Here is an 18,966-nt window from a genome sequence, read left to right on the forward strand (position 1 = left end):
AATATGTGCATATCTAGTCCACCAATATTCAAGTGACTTGTTTGATATTAAATATTTCCTACCTTAAATTGGTCGATTGAATCCAATATTATACCTATACGGTTTTCAATAACGCGCACTTACTCTTGAAAGAATTGTAAAATTGGCGTCAATTGAAACTAAATTAAAAATAAGAAAGCTTTGCTCTGATTTAAAAAGATCAAAGTCAGAGGATAAGTTCTTTAAGATTTCAATCCAGACGCTTCGGGATTAAAAGGTGTGACATTATATAGTAAAATTTTAATCTTCCTTTTCGTGCTCCTCCAAATCTTTTCGTAAATCTAATCTTCTGAATGATGGAGACACAAGACCTGTGGTGACTACTGTCAATATGGTCATTGTACCTCCAAAGACAACTGCAGTCACGGTGCCCATCAACTTTGCCGTCACGCCACTTTCAAAGGCTCCAAGCTCATTGGATGAGCCCACAAACATAGAATTTACGGAGGCTACCCGCCCCCGCATATGATCTGGCGTTTTTAACTGCAAGATCGTTTGACGAATGACCATAGACACGCCATCCGTAACCCCACTGAAAAATAAGGCAAGGACGGACACCCAAAAGATAGAAGATAATCCGAAGACAATGATGCACACTCCAAACCCAAAAATTGCCGCCAAAAGTTTCATTCCTGCATTTTTACTAATCGGGATATAAGCGGTAATTAGCATGGTTAAGAATGCTCCCACGGCTGGCGCGGCACGCAACACACCAAATCCTTCTGAACCCACTTTAAGAATATCCTGTGCAAATATGGGCAACAAGGCTATGGCGCCTCCAAAAAGTACCGCAATCATATCTAAGGTCAAGGCCCCTAAAACGGCTTTTGTTTTGAATACAAACTTGACGCCTTCCTTCAAACTTTGCATGACAGGCTCGCCAATTTTAGGATTTAAAATCGGTTTTGTAGGAATACGCAGCAAATTGAGCATCGCGATTAATGCGAAGGCTAAAATTAAACACATGGACCAATGCACACCAATCCAACTAATGCTGAAACCCGCCAAAGCTGGTCCTAAAACGGAGGCGACTTGCCAGGTAGAACTGCTCCATGTGGCTGCATTGGGATATAGTTTTTTAGGAACAATTAAGGCGATTAGAGAAAACACCGTGGGACCAATAAACGCGCGCACCAAACCTCCCATGAATACCAAGGCATAAATACTATAAAGCACCGCATTGGTGGACCAATTGCCCACCACCAAAGGCCAAGTCAATAAAAACAGTCCGAAACTGATTACTGAAAACCCGATTATACATTTCATCAGCAGTCCACGTTTTTCACTCTGATCTACAATATGTCCAGCAAACAGTGCCATAGAAAGGGCAGGGATAATTTCCATCAGTCCGATAAGGCCTAATGACAGCGGATCTTTAGTAATGGAATAGACTTGCCATTCGATCACAATAAATTGCATAGACCAGGCAAAGACGAGTGCAAAACGAACTAATAGAAAAACATTGAATTCCTTGATGCGGAGTGCCGCGTACGGATCTTTTTTAGTTGGTTGCTGTTCCATAAGTGCCTGTCCTTTCGCAATACAGCGTTGTACTACTTGAAAGGTGTTTGAAGTTTGACACAAAAATAAAACAAACTGCTAAGAAATTAATTTCTTGAAACTAAAAATTTAGGATCAGGGTTTGATATCCCTTAATTTCAATTGTAAACTTACATTCCCTTGCCAATGGTTTTCATCAATGGAATAGACTGCCTTAAAGGGTTTCTTGTTAGTGATGAAATCACATTTATCCCCCAAATTAAAGCCAATCCCTACAATTTGTTGGGAATGCCCTTGCTTGGCCGTAAGTCTTAAATGTTTATCGTCACCACCCACACATTTCCCGTAGCCGGTGTCCTGTAAATTTTCGGTCATAAAAATAGGAGCCATATTTCCTGGTCCAAACGGCGCGAATTGTTTGAGAATACGGTAAAATTTTGGACTGATGTCATTGAAATCGATGGTCATATCCACTCTGATTTCTGGAGTCAATAGCGCCCTATCGATAGTATTTGAAACCTCATCTTCAAAAGCCTGCTTAAAGGCCTCGTAGTTTTCAGACCTTAGGGTCAATCCCGCGGCATATTTATGGCCTCCAAATTGTTCAATATGTTGACTACAGGCTTCAAGCGCATTGTACACATCAAATCCGCTAACAGACCGTGCCGAAGCCGCTAATCTATCGCCACTTTTGGTAAATACTAAGGTCGGTCGGTAATAAGTTTCTATTAATCGGGAAGCTACAATACCAATCACCCCTTTGTGCCAAGTTTCATGATACACCACAGAAGTCAGCCGTTCCTGCTCTTTAAATTCCTCTATTTGCAGTAAGGCTTCTTGGGTAATTTGCTGATCCGCTTCCTTTCGGTCAGAATTGAATTGCTCTATTTGTGCTGCATAAGTTTGGGCCAAATTTTCGTCTTCCTCTGTTAGTAAAGTAACCGCATAATTCCCATGCTTCATGCGTCCGGCAGCGTTAATTCTGGGGGCTACAATGAATACCACATCCGTAATGGTCATTTCGATTTTCTTGGTTTGATTGATGATGGCTTTAATACCTGCCCGCGGCTGCTCATTAATCACCTGCAATCCGAAATACGCCAAGGTCCGGTTCTCGCCAGTAATCGGAACAATATCAGCCCCAATAGCCGTCGCCACCAAGTCAAGATATGCTGTTAAATCTTCAATAGATTTCCCATCGTTTGAAGCTAAGGCCTGAACCAGTTTAAATCCAACCCCGCAACCACACAACTCGTCATAAGGGTAATAGCAATCGTCGCGTTTCGGATCTAAAATAGCCACCGCATCTGGAAGTTGAGCACCGGGCCTGTGATGGTCGCAAATAATAAAATCGATTCCTTTTTCTTTCGCGTAGGCGACTTTGTCAATGGCTTTAATCCCACAATCTAGCGCGATGATTAAAGAAAAATCATTGTCGTGTGCAAAATCGATCCCCTTAATAGACACGCCGTAACCTTCTTCGTACCGATCAGGAATATAAGTGGCCACGGTATCGATTCGAGTTCTTAAATAGGACGACATCAAAGCTACTGAAGTGGTACCATCCACATCATAATCGCCAAAAACCAAAATGTTTTCTCCCCTGGCAATGGCGTGCTCTATGCGCGCAACGGCCTTGTCCATATCTTTCATTAAAAAAGGATCGTGCAGATCGTTCAGACTTGGTCTAAAAAACTGTTTGGCGGCCTCATAGGTTTCAATCCCCCGTTGCAATAATAACATAGCGATGGCATCCTCTACCTTGAGGGATTCAGCAAGATGCTTTATTTTGGAAAGCTCAGGTTTAGGTTTTAGAGTCCAGCGCATGAGGAGAACATGGTTTATGGTTGGATGATAAGGCAAAAATTAGACCTCACATGTTTTAAAAACCTGTGAGGTCTATGTATAATTTAATTATTATGGTAATGAATCGATGTGTTCACCTTGGCAAACTTCTTAAACATTTCCATCACGCCACAATATTTTTCAATGGATAAGTCTACTGCCTTTTTAATTTTATCTTCATTTAAATCTGTCCCATAAAAATGATATTCTACAGCGACGGTGTGGTATGTTTTGGGATGTTCTTCGGTTAATTCGCCATACGTATCCATTCTGAAATCTGAAATTTCAACTTTCATCTTTTTTAAAATAGAAACCACATCCAAACCAGAGCAACCTGCCAATGCTGAAAGCATCATTGCCTTAGGACGTAACCCGGAATTGTGACCGCCGTCTTCTTCTGAAGTGTCTATTAAGAGGGTTTTCCCGCTGGGATTATCAGATTCAAATTGCGAATTTCCTTTCCAATGGGTAATAACTTTATGATCCATATTTTGAGTTTTTAATGATTTTTAATAATGAAGTTTGAGTATTCAAAAATACCATTTAATATCAAGAGTTCGAGGTGGTATGATACAATATGTGCCATTTTTCGCAAAAACAAATCAAGGTATAAGCCCTGATGATACTTATGAATTTTAACCGCTATTTGTTCTCTAGAATATTCATTGCACCGCTAAATTAAGCTCTCAATATCTCTTGAATTGATTTCTTCAACTCCGGCACAACCTCCATCTCAAACCATGGATTCCGCGCTAACCAAAACCGATTGCGCGGTGAAGGATGTGGTAACGGAAAAAACCTCGGCAAATAGTGTTGAAAATTATCAACCGTCTCTGTTAAGGTTTTTTTAGCGTCCTTCTTTAAATAATATCTCTGGGCGTACATCCCAATCAGCAACACCAATTTAACATTTGGCATCAGGTCCCATAATTGCTCATGCCATTGTGGTGCGCATTCGGGTCGCGGCGGTAAATCGCCACCTTTCCCGCGTCCTGGATAACAAAAGCCCATCGGGACAATGGCAAAATTTTGTTCGTTATAAAATTCTTCGTTGCTAACCCCTAACCAATTCCGCAGTTGTTTCCCGCTGGCATCATCCCACGGAATTCCAGAAGCGTGCACTTTAGTGCCCGGTGCCTGACCGATAATAACAATTTTAGAATTGGCATGAGCCGTCACCACAGGTCTTGGACCCAATGGTAAGTGAGCCTTACATAGCGTGCAGTTTTTTATGCGATGATGTAAATCTTGCATTTCAATAATTACTTATTTTCCATCATTTTTTTCAGGTCCATTCCAAACGAGGGATAAGTCATCATCATGCGTTTGAAATTCTTGGTGGTCATTTTGTTATAAATCGCGGCGGCAAACACGTTGATGCTTTCATTGGCTTCAGAACTCAAAATATGAGCCCCCACAATTTCATCCGTGCGTTCATTCACCACAATGGTAAAAGCGTAGGTGTCTTCGTTCTCTTTTTTGGCGTTATACCAACCACTAGAATCGCCTTGGTATACTTTGACATTTTTATAACGTGCTTTGGCTTCAACTTCGCCATACCCTACTGAAGATAAATTAGGCGTGGTAAACACCGTAGAGGGCACACAGGGCACATCCAACGTCTTCGATTTTTCCTTTACCACATTGTTGCCAACAATATAACCTTGCAATCCTGAAAGTGGGGTTAAAGATGGCGATTTATTAGAAACATCGCCACAGGCATAAACTTTAGGATGAGATTTGCTCTGTAAATAGTCATTGACTACAATTCCATCTTTATCGGCATCAATACCAGCCTTATCTAATTCTAAAGCGGCAATCGCAGGAATTCTGCCGGTAGCATTGATGACCATTCGCGATTTTAAGGTTTTCGTTTCCCCTTTCATACTATAAGAAACTTTCTTATTTTTCTTTAATTTTTTAACAGCAGTGACATCTGCATTAAAAATAAACTTCACGCCAAGACTTTCCAACTTCGCAATCAATTTTTTAACCAAAAACTGATCAAAGTCCCCCAATGCCGTTTCCGCGCGCTCTAAAATGGTCACCTTCGACCCTAAGGTTGCCAACATACAGGCGAATTCCATGGTTATATAACCCGAACCAATAAAGGTTATGGATTTCGGAATTTTTTTCAAATTAAGAACATCTTCACTTATATTTAATAATGCCTTCCCATCAATATCAAGTGGTCTGGGAATGTTTCCGGTAGCAATCACAAAATAATCCGCAGAAATGACCTTCCCTTCAACTTCCACTTCTGTTTTACAGATAAATTTTGGCGATTGATGGTACATGGCAATCCCCAAACCTTTCATTTTCTCTTCAGTATTCGGCGGAATAGGATTGGAAAACGAACGTTTAAATTTTTGAACTTTTTTCCAATTGAGTTTGGGCATCTCTTCTACGCCAAAGCCTTTTAAATTGCGACTTTGGTACATCAGTTTTGAAAATTGCAGTAATATTCTTTTGGAATCACAGCCTCTATTTGCACAGGTGCCTCCGTATTCTCTATTGTCCGCAATGGCCACACTCAAATTGTTTTCGACACATAGTTCTGCTGCGGTTTGCCCTGCAACCCCGCTACCAATGACGAAAACGTCATAATGTTTATTCTTCATAATCTTAGTATATGGCTAATAAGATACTGAAGTTTTTACCAGAATATGTTATGAAAAATCTAAATATTTGAATGGGACTAAAAACGAATTACTCTTTAGGTTTGCCGCCCACTACGATGACGATTTCGCCCTTGGGTGGTTTTTGAGTGTAATGTGCCAAGACTTCTTTGGCGCTACCTCTCACTGTTTCTTCATAGAGCTTGGTCAATTCGCGAGAAACGGAGACCGACCGATCTTCACCAAAATACTCACAAAAATGTGCTAATGTTTTGATGAGTTTATGCGGACTTTCGTAAAAAATCATGGTTCGTGTTTCTTCCGCAAGTTGAAGAAAACGGGTCCGTCTGCCTTTTTTAACCGGTAGAAAACCTTCAAACACAAACTTGTCATTAGGCAAACCGCTATTCACCAAAGCGGGTACAAAGGCAGTGGCACCTGGGAGGCAATCCACTTCGATACCGTGTTCAATGCAGGCACGGGTCAATAAAAATCCAGGATCGGAAATGGCAGGGGTTCCCGCATCACTTATTAAAGCAACCGTTGTTCCTGATTTAATTTTTTCAATCAGATTTTGCACCGTCTTATGCTCATTGTGCATGTGATGCGATTGCGAACGGGTCGCAATTTCAAAATGTTTTAAGAGTTTCCCGGACGTACGGGTATCTTCAGCCAAAATCAAATCGACTTCCTTTAAAACTTCAACAGCTCTAAAGGTCATATCTTTAAGATTGCCAATAGGGGTTGGAACAATAAATAATTTACTCATGTATTAATCAAACTTACCTTCAATGATCTGCATAAAACGCTCTTCAATCGCTTCTTTACCTTCCCAATTGTTATAATCAGGTTTCACGATATTTTGGATGAGATTACGAGCTTCTTCAAAAGAGCTGGAGGTATTTATTTGAGAGAGTACGCGCTCATAGTCTTCACGCTGCCCATCAAAAAGGTGTTTTATAAATGCAATTTTATCGTTGAGACCAATGTTAATACGATTTTTTAATCTGTCGTTTAATGATTTTCTAAGCTGATCTTTAGAGGTAGATGTCGATACCGGATCAAAAACGGGCATATTCTTAAAATCGGCGGTCAATTCTTCAAAATCATCCTTGGTTTCTTCAATAACTGGGGGTGTTGCGGGGTGCTCAAACATGGCATCCACTTCGTGGGTTTCGTGAGGCATCTGCGCTACTAAATCCTTAATTTTTTCCATAACAGGCTCCATGATCCCGTCATCTTCTACTTCATCAAGATTGACATAAATTCTGTCGCCACGTTCAATATTATCACTGACTTCATTATTAAAAGCGACATCCAACATATCGAAAAAAGAAGAATCCACGCCAATGGTTGGCAAGCCTTGTTCTAGGTTTTCATTAGCAAATTTTAAGACACACAATTTTTCGTATAAAAGACCTGTTTCGCGATGCAATTCTGCAACGTTTTCTTTACCCTTTAATTTAAGAATTCTATGCGCAATACTCATCAATTCCGACTCCAACTTCTTCTTCATAACTTTTAACTTTAATTCTAATTTATGCTTATGATTTTTAATAAATTTACGCCACCTTTATGTAAAACGAAGATGAGCTTTGTTTTAGTGTTAAAATTACGAAATGTTTCTTGAAAATACAGTAAATCCTAAAGAACAATTTGGGTGGATTGAGGTTATTTGTGGATCCATGTTTTCTGGAAAGACCGAAGAATTAATCAGGCGTCTTAAACGTGCACAGTTTGCCAAACAAAAAGTGGAAATTTTTAAACCTGCTATAGACGTGCGTTATGACGAAGGCATGGTTATGTCTCATGATGCTAACCAAATCCGTTCTACTTCTGTGCCTGCCGCAGCCAACATTCCTATTTTAGCAGATGGCTGTGAAGTTGTTGGCATTGACGAAGCGCAGTTTTTTGATGATGAAATTGTTCGTGTTTGCAATGACCTGGCCAACAAGGGTGTGAGAGTTATCGTGGCTGGTTTAGACATGGATTTCAAAGGCAATCCGTTTGGCCCAATGCCCTACTTAATGGCCACTGCCGAATATGTCACCAAAGTGCACGCCATTTGTACGCGCACCGGAAATTTGGCCCAATACAGTTACCGAAAATCTCAAAACGATGCTCTCGTAATGTTAGGCGAAGTGGATGAATATGAGCCCCTGAGTCGTGGTGCATTTTACAAAGCTATGGCACAAGACAAAGTAAATGCCGTGAAGGTCAAGACTGAAAAAGAACCTACTGATAAATTAAAAAATCCTCATGTCTAAAGCGCAAGAAACGGTACTCGAAATTGATCTTTCTGCCCTAAAACACAATTTTGATTATCTTAAATCCAAACTTCAAAAAAATACCAAATTTTTAGCTGTAGTAAAAGCCTTTGCTTACGGTAGTGATGCTGATGCTATTGCACTCTATTTGCAAGAATTAGGTGTTGATTATTTCGCGGTAGCGTATACTAGCGAAGGTGTTGTCCTAAGAGATGCAGGCGTTACAAAACCTATTTTAGTACTCCATCCTTTGCCGGTAAGTTTTGAGACTATTATTGAACGTTGTCTGGAGCCAAGCATCTATAATTGGAAGGTTTTAGATGAGTTTTTACAAGTTGCATCGGATAAAAATCAGAAAAATTACCCCATCCATCTTAAATTCAATACGGGGTTAAATCGCTTAGGTTTTAATCTTGAAGATATTGAACCGATACATTCTATAACAAATGCTTCAGAAGCCATTTGTATAAAATCAATTTTTTCGCATTTGGCGGCTAGTGAAGACTTAACCGAAAAAGCGTTTACAGAACAGCAAATACGAGCATTTACAAGCATCACCGAAAAATTTATCACAGTTTTTGATTATAAGCCTGTGCTTCACCTCAGCAACACTTCAGGAATCTTAAACTATCCTGAAGCCCATCTGGATATGGTGAGAAGCGGCATCGGTCTTTATGGTTTTGGCAATTCTGAAAAAGAAAATAAAAACTTCATTCCCGTAGCGAAACTGAAATCGGTCATTTCTCAAATTCATCATATCGAAAAAGGAGAAACAGTAGGTTATAACCGTGCCTACAAAAGTGAAGCCACTATGACTACTGCTACCATACCCATTGGACATGCAGATGGTGTTGGTAGGCAATACGGACAAGGTAAAGGCTTTGTGATTATTGAAGGACAAAAAGCACCTATTATAGGCAATGTTTGTATGGATATGATTATGGTTGACATTACAAGTATTGATTGCGAAGAAGGTGATGAAGTAATTATTTTTGACGCCTCGCATACTGCAGAACACTTAGCAAATACAGCACAAACCATTTCCTACGAATTGCTAACTGCCATTTCCCAACGGGTGAAACGGGTCATTAAAAAATAATGTTTTCTTAAAAATTTAACATTTCTTAATTTTTCATACTTTTGTAACTGAATAACTCATTTAAAACCAATAACTATGTGGAAAGAATTTAAAAACTTTATTATGACTGGCAACGTTATTGATTTAGCGGTAGCCGTTATTCTTGCAGGTGCCGTTGGCTTAGTTGTCAATGGATTTGTAACTGACATTATGATGCCTATTGTTGGTAATTTTGCCGGTGGCGTTGATTTTGCTGACCTGAAATATGTGTTATCACCAGCTGATATTGCTGCTGACGGTACGATCATTAAGCCAGAAAACGCAATCATGTACGGGAAATGGGTAAATTCTATCATTAACTTATTAATTGTTGGTTTCGTATTATTTATAATTGTGAAAGCTTACAACAAAACTAAAAAACCAAAAGCCCCAGCAGCACCAGCAGGACCAACTGAACTGGACGTATTAAAAGAAATCAGAGACGCGTTAAAAAAATAATTCCGCTACACTTCATATTCTAACTTAAACCCGATTCCTGAAAAGAATCGGGTTCTTTTTTTTTAACTTCTTCTTTAACCGCTTTCATTTAATGGTTACATTAGCTCCTTAAATTTTTTCTTATGAAAGTAGCCGTTGTTGGTGCCACTGGAATGGTTGGCGAAGTGATGTTAAAAGTTCTTGAAGAACGTAATTTTCCATTTACCGAATTGATGCTCGTAGCCTCGGAAAGGTCTGTGGGTAAAGAAATCAAATTTAAGAATAAGACCTATAAGGTTATTGGCTTGGCAGATGCTGTGGCCAGTAAGCCAGACGTTGCGCTATTTTCTGCAGGAGGCGACACGTCTTTAGAATGGGCTCCTAAATTTGCTGAGGCTGGCACAACCGTTATCGACAATTCTTCAGCTTGGAGAATGGACGCTTCAAAAAAATTGGTTGTTCCAGAAATTAACGCTGATCAACTTACCAAAGACGATAAAATTATTGCGAATCCTAATTGTTCTACCATTCAATTGGTGATGATTTTGGCACCGCTTCATAAAAAATATGGTATTAAACGGATTATTGTGTCTACCTACCAATCCATCACCGGCACAGGTTTAAAAGCCGTAAAACAATTGGAAAATGAGTTGGCAGGAATAAAAGGCGAAATGGCTTACCCTTATCCAATTCATAAGAATGCCATCCCGCATTGCGATGTGTTTGAGGAAAATGGCTACACTAAAGAGGAAATGAAATTGGTTAGAGAAACTCAAAAAATTCTCGATGACCGTTCTATCGCAGTTACTGCCACCGCCGTACGAATTCCAACCGAAGGCGGCCATAGCGAATCTGTAAATATCGAATTTGATAATGATTTTGATGTGACTAAAATTCGCAAGTTATTAAGTCAAACACCTGGCGTTGTCGTTCAAGACAATACAGATGTCAACACCTATCCAATGCCGATTTATGCTAATGGAAAAGATGATGTTTTTGTAGGGCGTATCCGTAGAGATGGGTCGCAGCCCAATTCATTAAACTTATGGATTGTCAGTGATAACTTAAGAAAGGGTGCGGCTACCAATACCATCCAGATTGCTGAATATTTAATTGCTAACAATCTGCTTTAAGCCAGAAATTATATTTTAGAAATCATAAGATCTTAGAAACTATTTCTTAATAATATATTAAAAAGTCCCCTACACCATTTTGTAGGGGCTTTTTTGTTTATTTTTGAAACACAACACCAAACACGTTTACTCCTATGAAAAACTTAGCGCTGGCTGTGGTAATTTTAACTACAATTACCGCCTGCAAAACTGAAAATGAACTCAAAAACTCCAATGCAATTGCTGTGACGTATCCTGAAACAAAAACAGTAGATTCTGTAGATACTTATTTTGGAAAAGAAGTTAAAGACCCTTACCGTTGGCTCGAAGACGACAGAAGTGATGAAACTGGTGCTTGGGTAAAAGCCCAGAATAAAGTCACTGGCGATTATCTAGCACACATTCCCTACCGTCAAGCACTAAAAGAGCGTTTGGAAGAAATCTGGAATTATGAAAAAGTTGGCGCCCCATTTATAGAAGGTGACTATACCTATTTCTACAAAAATGACGGTCTTCAAAACCAATCCGTAATCTACCGAAAGAAAAATGACGCTGATAAAGAAGAAGTTTTTCTAGACCCTAACACCTTCAGTAGCGATGGTACAGTTTCTTTAGGCGGGGTCAACTTTTCTAAAGATGGTAAAATTCTCGCTTATTCCATTTCAGAAGGCGGGAGCGATTGGCGAAAAGTCATTATTATGAATACTGAAACCAAAGAACAAATTGAAGACACCTTAGTTGATGTCAAGTTCAGCGGTATTTCCTGGAAAAATAACGATGGGTTTTACTACTCCAGTTACGACAAACCTAAGGGCAGTGAGCTTTCCGCGAAGACCGATCAGCATAAACTCTTCTATCATAAATTAGGCACGGCTCAAAAGCAAGACCAATTGATTTATGGAGGAACACCTGAAGAGAAGCACCGTTATGTAGGTGGCAACGTTACTGAAGATGGAAAATACTTGTTTATCTATCCTAGAACCTCAACATCTGGATCAAAGTTATTGATGAAAGATCTGTCTAAGCCAAATAGCAAGATCGTAACTATTTTAGATGATTTTAATACGGATTCTGCGGTGATGGAAAATGTAGGCAGCACGCTCTATATCATCACCAATAAAGATGCACCCAATCAAAAGGTAGTCACTGTAGATGCTTCAAATCCGAGTCCAGAACATTGGAAGGATTTTATTCCTGAAACAGAAAATGTGTTAAGCGCCTCGACAAGTAGTGGGTATATTTTTGCAAGTTATATGGTGGATGCCGTATCTCAGGTAAAACAATACGATTACGATGGGAAATTGGTAAGAGAAATTGAATTGCCAGGCGTGGGTAGTGCTGGCGGATTTGGAGGCAAAAAAGATGATGAAACGGTTTATTTCTCGTTTTCTAATTACATCACCCCAAGTACAATTTATACTTTGAATCCTAAAACTGGAGTTTCTAAAGTGTACAAAAAACCAGCAATTAAGTATAATCCTGACGATTTTGAAAGCAAGCAAGTGTTTTACACTTCAAAAGACGGCACCAAAATTCCGATGCTTATTTCCTATAAAAAAGGAACGGAGCTTAATGGTAAAAACCCTACTATTTTATACAGCTACGGTGGCTTCAACATTTCAATGACCCCATCATTTAGCATTGCTAATGCTGTTTGGATGGAGCAAGGCGGTGTATATGCCGTTCCTAATATTCGCGGTGGTGGTGAGTATGGAAAGAAATGGCACGATGCCGGGACTCAGCTTAAAAAGCAAAATGTGTTTGACGATTTTATCGCTGCAGCAGAATATTTAATCGATAACAACTATACCTCATCAGACTATTTAGCCATTCGCGGTGGCTCTAACGGTGGATTGTTAGTTGGTGCCACCATGACGCAACGTCCAGACTTAGTAAAAGTTGCCATCCCGGCAGTTGGGGTGTTAGACATGTTACGTTATCATACCTTTACCTCAGGTGCAGGTTGGGCTTATGATTACGGCACGTCTGAGGATAACAAAGAAATGTTTGATTATTTAAAAGGTTATTCACCAGTTCATAATGTTAAAGAAGGGGTAGAATATCCAGCAACGATGATCACTACTGGAGATCATGATGACCGTGTTGTTCCTGCGCATAGTTTTAAATTTGCAGCGGAATTACAGAGTAAGCAAACGGGTACGAATCCGACCTTGATCAGAATTGAAACGGATGCAGGTCATGGTGCCGGTACGCCTGTAAGCAAAACCATTGAGCAATACGCTGATATTTTCGGCTTTACGCTTTATAATATGGGTTATAAAGAATTGCCGAACAAAACCATGACAAAGGTTAAAGGCTAAAACACTAATTCTTAGACTATAAAAACCTTTCAGTCTTTTCTATGGATTGAAAGGTTTTGTTATATCTACACTATGTTACACGTTAAAAACATCACTTTTTCTTACGATCCGAAAGCTATAGAAGCCTCTGTGTTGAAGGCTTTGGAATTCACTGTAGCCCAAGGGGAGCACCTCTCCATTATTGGGGAAAGTGGCTCTGGAAAATCGACCCTATTAAAACTGATTTACGGCGAATATGATTTAAATAAAGGCCACATATTTTGGAAGGACAATGAAATTTTAGGTCCCAAATACAATCTAGTAGTGGGTTATGAGTTTATGAAATACGTAGCGCAGGAATTCGACTTGATGCCCTACATCACCGTTGAAGAAAATGTAGGAAAACACCTTTCCAATTTTTTTCCGGAAGAGAAAAAGGAACGTATAAAAGAGCTTCTAGAAGTTGTAGAATTAGAAGAATTTGCTAAAACGAAAGTCAAAACCTTAAGTGGTGGACAGAAGCAACGTGTCGCCTTGGCAAGAGCTTTGGCCAAACAACCGGAGATTATTCTCTTGGATGAACCCTTTAGCCATATTGATAATTTTCAGAAGCAATCCTTACGCCGAAGTGTATTTAAGTATTTGAAAGAAAAGCAAATCACTTGCCTTGTCGCCACGCACGACAAGGAAGATGTCTTAGGCTTCGCGGATAGAATGTTGGTGCTGCACGATTCAAACATCATCGCCAACAACTCGCCACTGGAGCTGTATCGCAATCCAGAAACACCCTTAATTGCCTCGTTCTTTGGTGAAGTGAATATGCTTAATGATCATATTATTTACGCCCATCAATTAAAATATGTTGACGATTCGGAACTCAAAGCTCGCGTGTTGAAAAATTATTTTAAAGGGCCGTATTACTTAATTGAAGCGGAACACGACGATACCATCCTCAGATTTGAACATCCCACGGCTTTAGAAGTAAATTCAGAAGTTTTCCTTAAGATTCTATCACGCTAATAGCAAACGCCCCATAAAGACCATGATGTGTAAGTGAAAGCTGTTCGGTTTGTAACTGCCCATAAATATAAAATTGTGGAATTCCTGTACGATTTTTGATAACTGCTACAGACGTGTCAACAACCTTTTTATAAGCAGCATAAGCTTTAATAGCCTGTTGCACACTTTCAGAATGTTGGGTAGGATAATCTAAACTTGAAAATTGAAATATTTTTGAAACCCACTGCGGATTTGAACTCGCAGTAGTCTGAACAAAATTCTGATTAATTATTGTAGAGGTTGCTATGGATTGGTTTTTATAAATGATCTTTCCTTGAGTAGCATCTAACACAGTACATTTAAAATTAGTTGGATTAAACCGAATGGTTCCCTCGGCTCTCGAGGTGATTTTATAAACGCTTTCCTTCATCGTCCATAAACGCCAAATATTTTGAAATTGTTGGTCGCCAGAACGAATAAATTCCTGTTCTTCAGTGGTAAATAGCTTGTCTAAATAGCGTTGCTCTTGCCAACGTGAATTGCGTTTCGCAAGTTCTATATCGACAATATCATTACCAATCATTAGCTAGTAATTTTGGAATTAACAATGGCCATCGCTGCTTTTACCGAAAGCATTTGTTCCATTTCCTCATTCTCAATGCGGATATCAAATTCGTCTTCCACATCTAAAATGATATCAACCAAATTGGCCGAATTTATTTTTAAATCCCCCACAAAAGTGGTTTCTTCTGACAAATTTTTGAATGCATCTTCATCCTGCACATAAGGTTGGACGATGGTTTTCAATTTGGCAATTAAATCTTCGTTTTTCATAAATTGTAAGCTCTAGAATCCGTATAAAGATTTAGTTATAAGTCTTAAAGATAATACATGCGTTAACATCACCAAAACCAAAACTCGCTTTTGCAGCGATGGTCAACGTTTTATTGAGCATTTGTTTCGGGATTTTGTCATCAGAAATAAGCTCTAGAATTTCAAGATGCACATCGTCACAATTGATGTTTGGGAACACAAATTGATTTTTTAGTTGCAATACCGTCGCTACACTTTCAATGCTTCCCGCAGCTGCAAGACAATGACCCACCATCGATTTTAATGAGTTGACATATGGAAAATTAGCACCATTCCGCCCCAAGGCATGGGTCCAATTTTCAATTTCGAGACTGTCTTTTGAAGTGGCGGTTAAGTGCCCGTTGATGGTGTCAATCGCGTTGGCTTCAATTCCTGAACTTTCAATAGCATTCATAATGCAACGTTGCACAGCCTCCGCATTAGGAGCTGTCAATGTGCCGCCGTTGCGTTGGCCTCCCGAGTTGACATGACCTCCCAACACTTCCGCATAAATGGTAGCACCACGTTTTAAAGCACTTTCTAATGATTCTAGAACCATGGCACCGGCGCCACTTCCGGGCACAAATCCGCTTGCCGAAGCGCTCATTGGTCGCGATCCTTCCTGCGGGGAATCATTATGCTTATAAGTCATGACCCGCATGGCATCAAATCCGCCCCAAATGTAAGGCCCATCATCACTACAACTGCCTACTAACATCCGTTTGGCCTGCCCAATCTTGATGCGTTCAAATCCCATCAAAATGGCTTCTGTTCCGGTGGTGCAGGCGGACGAATTGGTGGTCACCTGATTTCCCAATCCGAGAATCCCACCAAGGTATGCGCTGATGCCGCTGGCCATAGTCTGTAAGACCACCGTACTACCCATGCGTTTCACTTCACCGGCATCTAATTTATAAATCGCTTCGCGGAATTTATCAACCCCCGACGTTCCAGTACCAAACACACATCCACTATCATAATCCAATGCACTCTCCACATCAATTTCCAACCCAGCATCCTTCCATGCATCCATTCCTGCCATACACCCATATAAAATCCCAGAGCTATTAAATCCGCGGAGTTGTAATGGTGTGAGATATTCTAATTTTTTTTCTTCTGAAACCTGAGGAATCCCTCCAATGCAGCAGGAAAAATTCGCCGCTTTTAAATTCTCGTGATAGGCAATGCCGGACGTCCCGAGCTTAATCGCTTTAGTAAACGCTTCCAAGCCTACACCATTTGGTGCTACAACACCCATGCCCGTAATAACAACTCTAGTCATTTCCCTTTGGTTTTAACATTCCTGAAATGGTACCTCTGCAGACCAATTCCTCTTTTTGGTTAAAAAGCTTGACGTTGCATTTTAATTTATGAAATCGAAAGACTGTTTTTTCTGAAATAACAGTAACGGTTTCGCCAGGAAAAACTGGGAGATAAAAATCTACAGCGCTTGAGGTTAAGGCAATTTCCGGCTTAAAATTCTCAGTAATTTCATCCTTAAGCAGATAGATTCCCAAGCAGACCACTCCAATTTGCGCCATGCACTCCGTTAAAATCACGCCCGGAGTGACGGGATGTGCTTTAAAATGCCCTTTATAAAAATATTCAGTTTCTTTAAAGGTATAATAGCCCGTCGCCCCTGCTTCTGAAATCTTGGAAAGTCCATCCACAAACAGAAAAGGCGCTTCATAAGGCAATAGAGAAATGATATCTTTTGAGGTCATTTGTAATACTAATTTTTTGTGTTATAGATAATTTTATAAATGACCTACTTTTGATCATGATAAACTTAATTTCTATCTCCCCAGAATTCTGTCGGCCATGCCAAATTCACTTTTTGAGGCGATGTATTTAACATCATCAATTTGTCCCCTTCAAATTTCAATCTGAGCATTTCTTGCCCGCGATAGAGCAAAACTTCATTGGTTGCTTCTGTAAAGAGAGCAGCATCAACGTCACCCGTTCCCCAATTAAAAGGCCAATTCTCAACCAAGTCAGTAATCATTTTTGGACTATCAACAATTTGTACTTTGTACTTTTTATATCGAAATTTAACATATTCCGCGCCTTTAAAAAGGTACATATATTTGGTGGTGGAATCAAAAAAAGCGGCATCCAGATGTCCCGTCTGCCAATGATCTGGAAGTTCAGAAAATAAGGTCTGTATTGGCTTGGTATGTTCCCCAACCATGCTTAAAGTTCCCGGTTTCAGAGTGAGATAATCTGTGCCTTTAAATATATAAATAAGATCCTGGAATTTATTATAGAATGTGGCATCAATTCCTGAATTCCAATAGTTAGAAACTTCAGGAATGGTTTTGGCAATCTTAGAATAGGATGCACTAGAATCCGGACCGGTGATGTAAAGATCTTCAATAAATTTATGTTGATTAGCAGGATCACCTTTCAAACTATAGGCGGCACCAATTTTTGGCCAAAGCACAGATTTACAATAATTTGGATTGTTCATACAGTTGTCGTACATCGCGCCATAATCCGTTTTACTATCTGGTTTGGGAATGATGTTGCCTTCAATGATGTATTTTGAAATCGCCAAATCGTTATCATTAAAACATCCAGAAACCGACATTGCGTGCCAATGGTTGGACACTACAAAAAGCTGATCGCCTTGGTTAATTAACTTAGTGCCATCTGAATGTTTAAGCTCGCGACTGTAACAATAGTTCTGAGCCGTACTTTTTGATTTTTCTTCCTTAAAGATGATCGTTTCAGGGACGCCCTTGGCAATTAAAACGTCAGCCATAATCGTTGCCTCGCAGATACTGGAACTATGTGCTCCACACCCGCCCGACACGATAATATAGTCGATGTCTTTTTTGGAATTATACACATTAAACCCCATTTCTGCGCGTTCTATAGACGTGTTTAAATTTCCAGAACCCAATATGAGTAGAATTGTTTTCGAAGTGTCATTTTCAACGGATTGAGCAAGACCTGCGAAAGAACATAGCAGGGCCAACATCCAAACTTTCTCAATTAAAAACTTCATTATCATAAGGCATTTTTTATTTAAGTCAGGAGGCTAAACTTACGAGATATGTTCACCACCATCCACAGGAATCACACAGCCATTAATCCAACGTGCCTCGTCTTTACTCAGCAGATACACCGCATTGGCTACATCCACTGGAGTGGTTAAGCGTTTAAACGGATTTCTCATTAATGCATGTGCTTTCAGTGCTTCACTGCCGGGAATCATTCTCAAAGATGCCGTGTCTGTTATACCGGCTTGAAGGCAATTGGCTCGAATCCCGAAGGGTGCAAATTCTAAAGCAATATTTCTGGTAATCGCTTCTAAAGTCACTTTTGCTGCGGACACGGCGGCATAATTCTGTAAAGCTTTGGTATTGCCTTCACTGGTAAAACTGATGATTCTGGCATCTTCAGCAAATAATTTGGCTTCAAAAACGGCTTGCGTCCAGTCGTATAAACTAATGGCCATAGCGTTGATGGTCAAATTAAAATCGTCAGTTTGTAACCTAGGTTGATCTTCTGAAAGCATCGGTTTTAAATTGCCTTTGGCTACGCTATGCACCAATGTCCGAATACGGCCTTCTGTACCACAAAGCTTGCTTACTTCTAACACCAATTCGTTACGTTTTTCAACTTTAAAAGCATCGGCATTAAAGGCTTTAAACTGCACGCCAGTGTTGCGGATACTATTAAATTCGGCTTTAATACTGTCTTCTTGGGCGCGTGAATTACGGTGGATGATACAAATATTCATGCCGTGTTGGGCTAAAGTCTTAGCCGTTGCTAAACCCAGTCCACTGGAGCCCCCCAAAATAAGCGCCCAATAATTTTTATCTTCAAAATCCTTTTTCATATCCATACCTAATAGTCATGATAACGCTGCGA

General features: G+C 39.8%; 19 protein-coding genes. 6 read left to right on the forward strand and 13 right to left on the reverse strand.

The window, feature by feature from the left end:
* Positions 1-279: 279 nt before the first annotated feature.
* The 7 genes from ES711_RS07270 to ES711_RS07300 all read right to left on the reverse strand — a co-directional run bounded on the left by ES711_RS07270 (position 280) and on the right by ES711_RS07300 (position 7,518).
* Positions 280-1,560: an MFS transporter gene (locus ES711_RS07270; RefSeq protein WP_146892067.1), complete on the reverse strand. Its 1,281-nt coding sequence runs from the start codon at positions 1,558-1,560 to the stop codon at positions 280-282.
* A gap of 114 nt (positions 1,561-1,674) precedes the next feature.
* Complete coding sequence (gene recJ / locus ES711_RS07275) at positions 1,675-3,366, reverse strand: single-stranded-DNA-specific exonuclease RecJ (RefSeq protein ID WP_146892069.1); 1,692 nt, start codon at positions 3,364-3,366, stop codon at positions 1,675-1,677.
* An 83-nt stretch (positions 3,367-3,449) separates the two neighbouring features.
* Complete coding sequence (locus tag ES711_RS07280) at positions 3,450-3,872, reverse strand: OsmC family protein (RefSeq protein WP_146892071.1); 423 nt, start codon at positions 3,870-3,872, stop codon at positions 3,450-3,452.
* 190 nt (positions 3,873-4,062) lie between these two features.
* Positions 4,063-4,638 (reverse strand): uracil-DNA glycosylase family protein, encoded by a 576-nt coding sequence (locus ES711_RS07285; RefSeq protein ID WP_146892072.1) that lies wholly within the window; start codon positions 4,636-4,638, stop codon positions 4,063-4,065.
* Between the two features lie 8 nt (positions 4,639-4,646).
* The gene (locus ES711_RS07290) at positions 4,647-6,005 is read right to left on the reverse strand and encodes a dihydrolipoyl dehydrogenase family protein (RefSeq protein WP_146892074.1); all 1,359 of its coding nucleotides are present in this window, start codon (positions 6,003-6,005) and stop codon (positions 4,647-4,649) included.
* A gap of 88 nt (positions 6,006-6,093) precedes the next feature.
* Complete coding sequence (rsmI, locus tag ES711_RS07295) at positions 6,094-6,771, reverse strand: 16S rRNA (cytidine(1402)-2'-O)-methyltransferase (RefSeq protein ID WP_146892076.1); 678 nt, start codon at positions 6,769-6,771, stop codon at positions 6,094-6,096.
* A gap of 3 nt (positions 6,772-6,774) precedes the next feature.
* Positions 6,775-7,518 carry a hypothetical protein gene (locus tag ES711_RS07300; RefSeq protein ID WP_146892079.1) on the reverse strand — a complete coding sequence of 248 codons (744 nt, stop codon included), beginning with the start codon at positions 7,516-7,518 and terminating at the stop codon, positions 6,775-6,777.
* A gap of 103 nt (positions 7,519-7,621) precedes the next feature.
* On the opposite strand from ES711_RS07300, the gene ES711_RS07305 reads away from it, so the two are divergent.
* The 6 genes from ES711_RS07305 to ES711_RS07330 all read left to right on the forward strand — a co-directional run bounded on the left by ES711_RS07305 (position 7,622) and on the right by ES711_RS07330 (position 14,256).
* On the forward strand, positions 7,622-8,269 hold the full coding sequence (locus ES711_RS07305; protein WP_146892081.1) for a thymidine kinase: 648 nt from the start codon (positions 7,622-7,624) through the stop codon (positions 8,267-8,269).
* Positions 8,262-9,368: an alanine racemase gene (gene alr, locus ES711_RS07310; RefSeq protein ID WP_146892083.1), complete on the forward strand. Its 1,107-nt coding sequence runs from the start codon at positions 8,262-8,264 to the stop codon at positions 9,366-9,368. Before ES711_RS07305 ends, alr begins: the two co-directional genes overlap by 8 nt.
* 75 nt (positions 9,369-9,443) lie before the next feature.
* Positions 9,444-9,845 (forward strand): large conductance mechanosensitive channel protein MscL, encoded by a 402-nt coding sequence (mscL, locus tag ES711_RS07315; protein ID WP_146892086.1) that lies wholly within the window; start codon positions 9,444-9,446, stop codon positions 9,843-9,845.
* A 122-nt stretch (positions 9,846-9,967) separates the two neighbouring features.
* Positions 9,968-10,957 (forward strand): aspartate-semialdehyde dehydrogenase, encoded by a 990-nt coding sequence (locus ES711_RS07320; protein WP_146892089.1) that lies wholly within the window; start codon positions 9,968-9,970, stop codon positions 10,955-10,957.
* 134 nt (positions 10,958-11,091) lie between these two features.
* A complete protein-coding gene (locus ES711_RS07325; protein ID WP_146892092.1) occupies positions 11,092-13,257 on the forward strand; it encodes a prolyl oligopeptidase family serine peptidase in 2,166 nt (721 codons plus the stop codon).
* A gap of 72 nt (positions 13,258-13,329) precedes the next feature.
* Positions 13,330-14,256 (forward strand): ABC transporter ATP-binding protein, encoded by a 927-nt coding sequence (locus ES711_RS07330; protein ID WP_146892095.1) that lies wholly within the window; start codon positions 13,330-13,332, stop codon positions 14,254-14,256.
* Here the strand turns inward: ES711_RS07330 and ES711_RS07335 are convergent.
* The 6 genes from ES711_RS07335 to ES711_RS07360 all read right to left on the reverse strand — a co-directional run bounded on the left by ES711_RS07335 (position 14,237) and on the right by ES711_RS07360 (position 18,934).
* The gene (locus ES711_RS07335) at positions 14,237-14,818 is read right to left on the reverse strand and encodes a 4'-phosphopantetheinyl transferase family protein (protein WP_146892098.1); all 582 of its coding nucleotides are present in this window, start codon (positions 14,816-14,818) and stop codon (positions 14,237-14,239) included. The two genes, ES711_RS07330 and ES711_RS07335, sit on opposite strands and share 20 nt — an antisense overlap.
* Positions 14,818-15,069 carry an acyl carrier protein gene (locus tag ES711_RS07340; RefSeq protein ID WP_146892101.1) on the reverse strand — a complete coding sequence of 84 codons (252 nt, stop codon included), beginning with the start codon at positions 15,067-15,069 and terminating at the stop codon, positions 14,818-14,820. The genes ES711_RS07335 and ES711_RS07340 overlap by 1 nt, the downstream gene beginning before the upstream one ends.
* A gap of 31 nt (positions 15,070-15,100) precedes the next feature.
* Entirely contained in the window at positions 15,101-16,369 is a 1,269-nt protein-coding gene (locus tag ES711_RS07345) for a beta-ketoacyl-[acyl-carrier-protein] synthase family protein (protein WP_146892103.1), read from the reverse strand.
* Positions 16,362-16,811, reverse strand: coding sequence for a 3-hydroxyacyl-ACP dehydratase FabZ family protein (locus ES711_RS07350; RefSeq protein WP_146892106.1), 450 nt, complete (start codon positions 16,809-16,811; stop codon positions 16,362-16,364). The genes ES711_RS07345 and ES711_RS07350 overlap by 8 nt, the downstream gene beginning before the upstream one ends.
* A 65-nt stretch (positions 16,812-16,876) precedes the next feature.
* The gene (locus ES711_RS07355; RefSeq protein WP_170245249.1) at positions 16,877-18,097 is read right to left on the reverse strand and encodes an ElyC/SanA/YdcF family protein; all 1,221 of its coding nucleotides are present in this window, start codon (positions 18,095-18,097) and stop codon (positions 16,877-16,879) included.
* 39 nt (positions 18,098-18,136) lie between these two features.
* Positions 18,137-18,934 carry an SDR family oxidoreductase gene (locus ES711_RS07360; protein WP_146892112.1) on the reverse strand — a complete coding sequence of 266 codons (798 nt, stop codon included), beginning with the start codon at positions 18,932-18,934 and terminating at the stop codon, positions 18,137-18,139.
* Positions 18,935-18,966: the final 32 nt, after the last annotated feature.

The organism is Gelidibacter salicanalis (assembly GCF_007997285.1).
Classification (GTDB): domain Bacteria; phylum Bacteroidota; class Bacteroidia; order Flavobacteriales; family Flavobacteriaceae; genus Gelidibacter; species Gelidibacter salicanalis.

What these genes read in the sequence shown, in the direction of transcription:
- ES711_RS07345 (WP_146892103.1), bottom strand. Translation starts at nt 16,369, where the DNA reads ATGACTAGAGTTGTTATTACGGGCATGGGTGTTGTAGCACCAAATGGT.
- mscL (WP_146892086.1), top strand. Translation starts at nt 9,444, where the DNA reads ATGTGGAAAGAATTTAAAAACTTTATTATGACTGGCAACGTTATTGAT.
- ES711_RS07350 (WP_146892106.1), bottom strand. Translation starts at nt 16,811, where the DNA reads ATGACCTCAAAAGATATCATTTCTCTATTGCCTTATGAAGCGCCTTTT.
- ES711_RS07305 (WP_146892081.1), top strand. Translation starts at nt 7,622, where the DNA reads ATGTTTCTTGAAAATACAGTAAATCCTAAAGAACAATTTGGGTGGATT.
- ES711_RS07335 (WP_146892098.1), bottom strand. Translation starts at nt 14,818, where the DNA reads ATGATTGGTAATGATATTGTCGATATAGAACTTGCGAAACGCAATTCA.
- alr (WP_146892083.1), top strand. Translation starts at nt 8,262, where the DNA reads ATGTCTAAAGCGCAAGAAACGGTACTCGAAATTGATCTTTCTGCCCTA.
- recJ (WP_146892069.1), bottom strand. Translation starts at nt 3,366, where the DNA reads ATGCGCTGGACTCTAAAACCTAAACCTGAGCTTTCCAAAATAAAGCAT.
- ES711_RS07325 (WP_146892092.1), top strand. Translation starts at nt 11,092, where the DNA reads ATGAAAAACTTAGCGCTGGCTGTGGTAATTTTAACTACAATTACCGCC.
- ES711_RS07330 (WP_146892095.1), top strand. Translation starts at nt 13,330, where the DNA reads ATGTTACACGTTAAAAACATCACTTTTTCTTACGATCCGAAAGCTATA.
- ES711_RS07285 (WP_146892072.1), bottom strand. Translation starts at nt 4,638, where the DNA reads ATGCAAGATTTACATCATCGCATAAAAAACTGCACGCTATGTAAGGCT.
- ES711_RS07340 (WP_146892101.1), bottom strand. Translation starts at nt 15,069, where the DNA reads ATGAAAAACGAAGATTTAATTGCCAAATTGAAAACCATCGTCCAACCT.
- ES711_RS07270 (WP_146892067.1), bottom strand. Translation starts at nt 1,560, where the DNA reads ATGGAACAGCAACCAACTAAAAAAGATCCGTACGCGGCACTCCGCATC.
- ES711_RS07290 (WP_146892074.1), bottom strand. Translation starts at nt 6,005, where the DNA reads ATGAAGAATAAACATTATGACGTTTTCGTCATTGGTAGCGGGGTTGCA.
- ES711_RS07360 (WP_146892112.1), bottom strand. Translation starts at nt 18,934, where the DNA reads ATGAAAAAGGATTTTGAAGATAAAAATTATTGGGCGCTTATTTTGGGG.
- ES711_RS07320 (WP_146892089.1), top strand. Translation starts at nt 9,968, where the DNA reads ATGAAAGTAGCCGTTGTTGGTGCCACTGGAATGGTTGGCGAAGTGATG.
- ES711_RS07355 (WP_170245249.1), bottom strand. Translation starts at nt 18,097, where the DNA reads ATGAAGTTTTTAATTGAGAAAGTTTGGATGTTGGCCCTGCTATGTTCT.
- ES711_RS07300 (WP_146892079.1), bottom strand. Translation starts at nt 7,518, where the DNA reads ATGAAGAAGAAGTTGGAGTCGGAATTGATGAGTATTGCGCATAGAATT.
- ES711_RS07280 (WP_146892071.1), bottom strand. Translation starts at nt 3,872, where the DNA reads ATGGATCATAAAGTTATTACCCATTGGAAAGGAAATTCGCAATTTGAA.
- rsmI (WP_146892076.1), bottom strand. Translation starts at nt 6,771, where the DNA reads ATGAGTAAATTATTTATTGTTCCAACCCCTATTGGCAATCTTAAAGAT.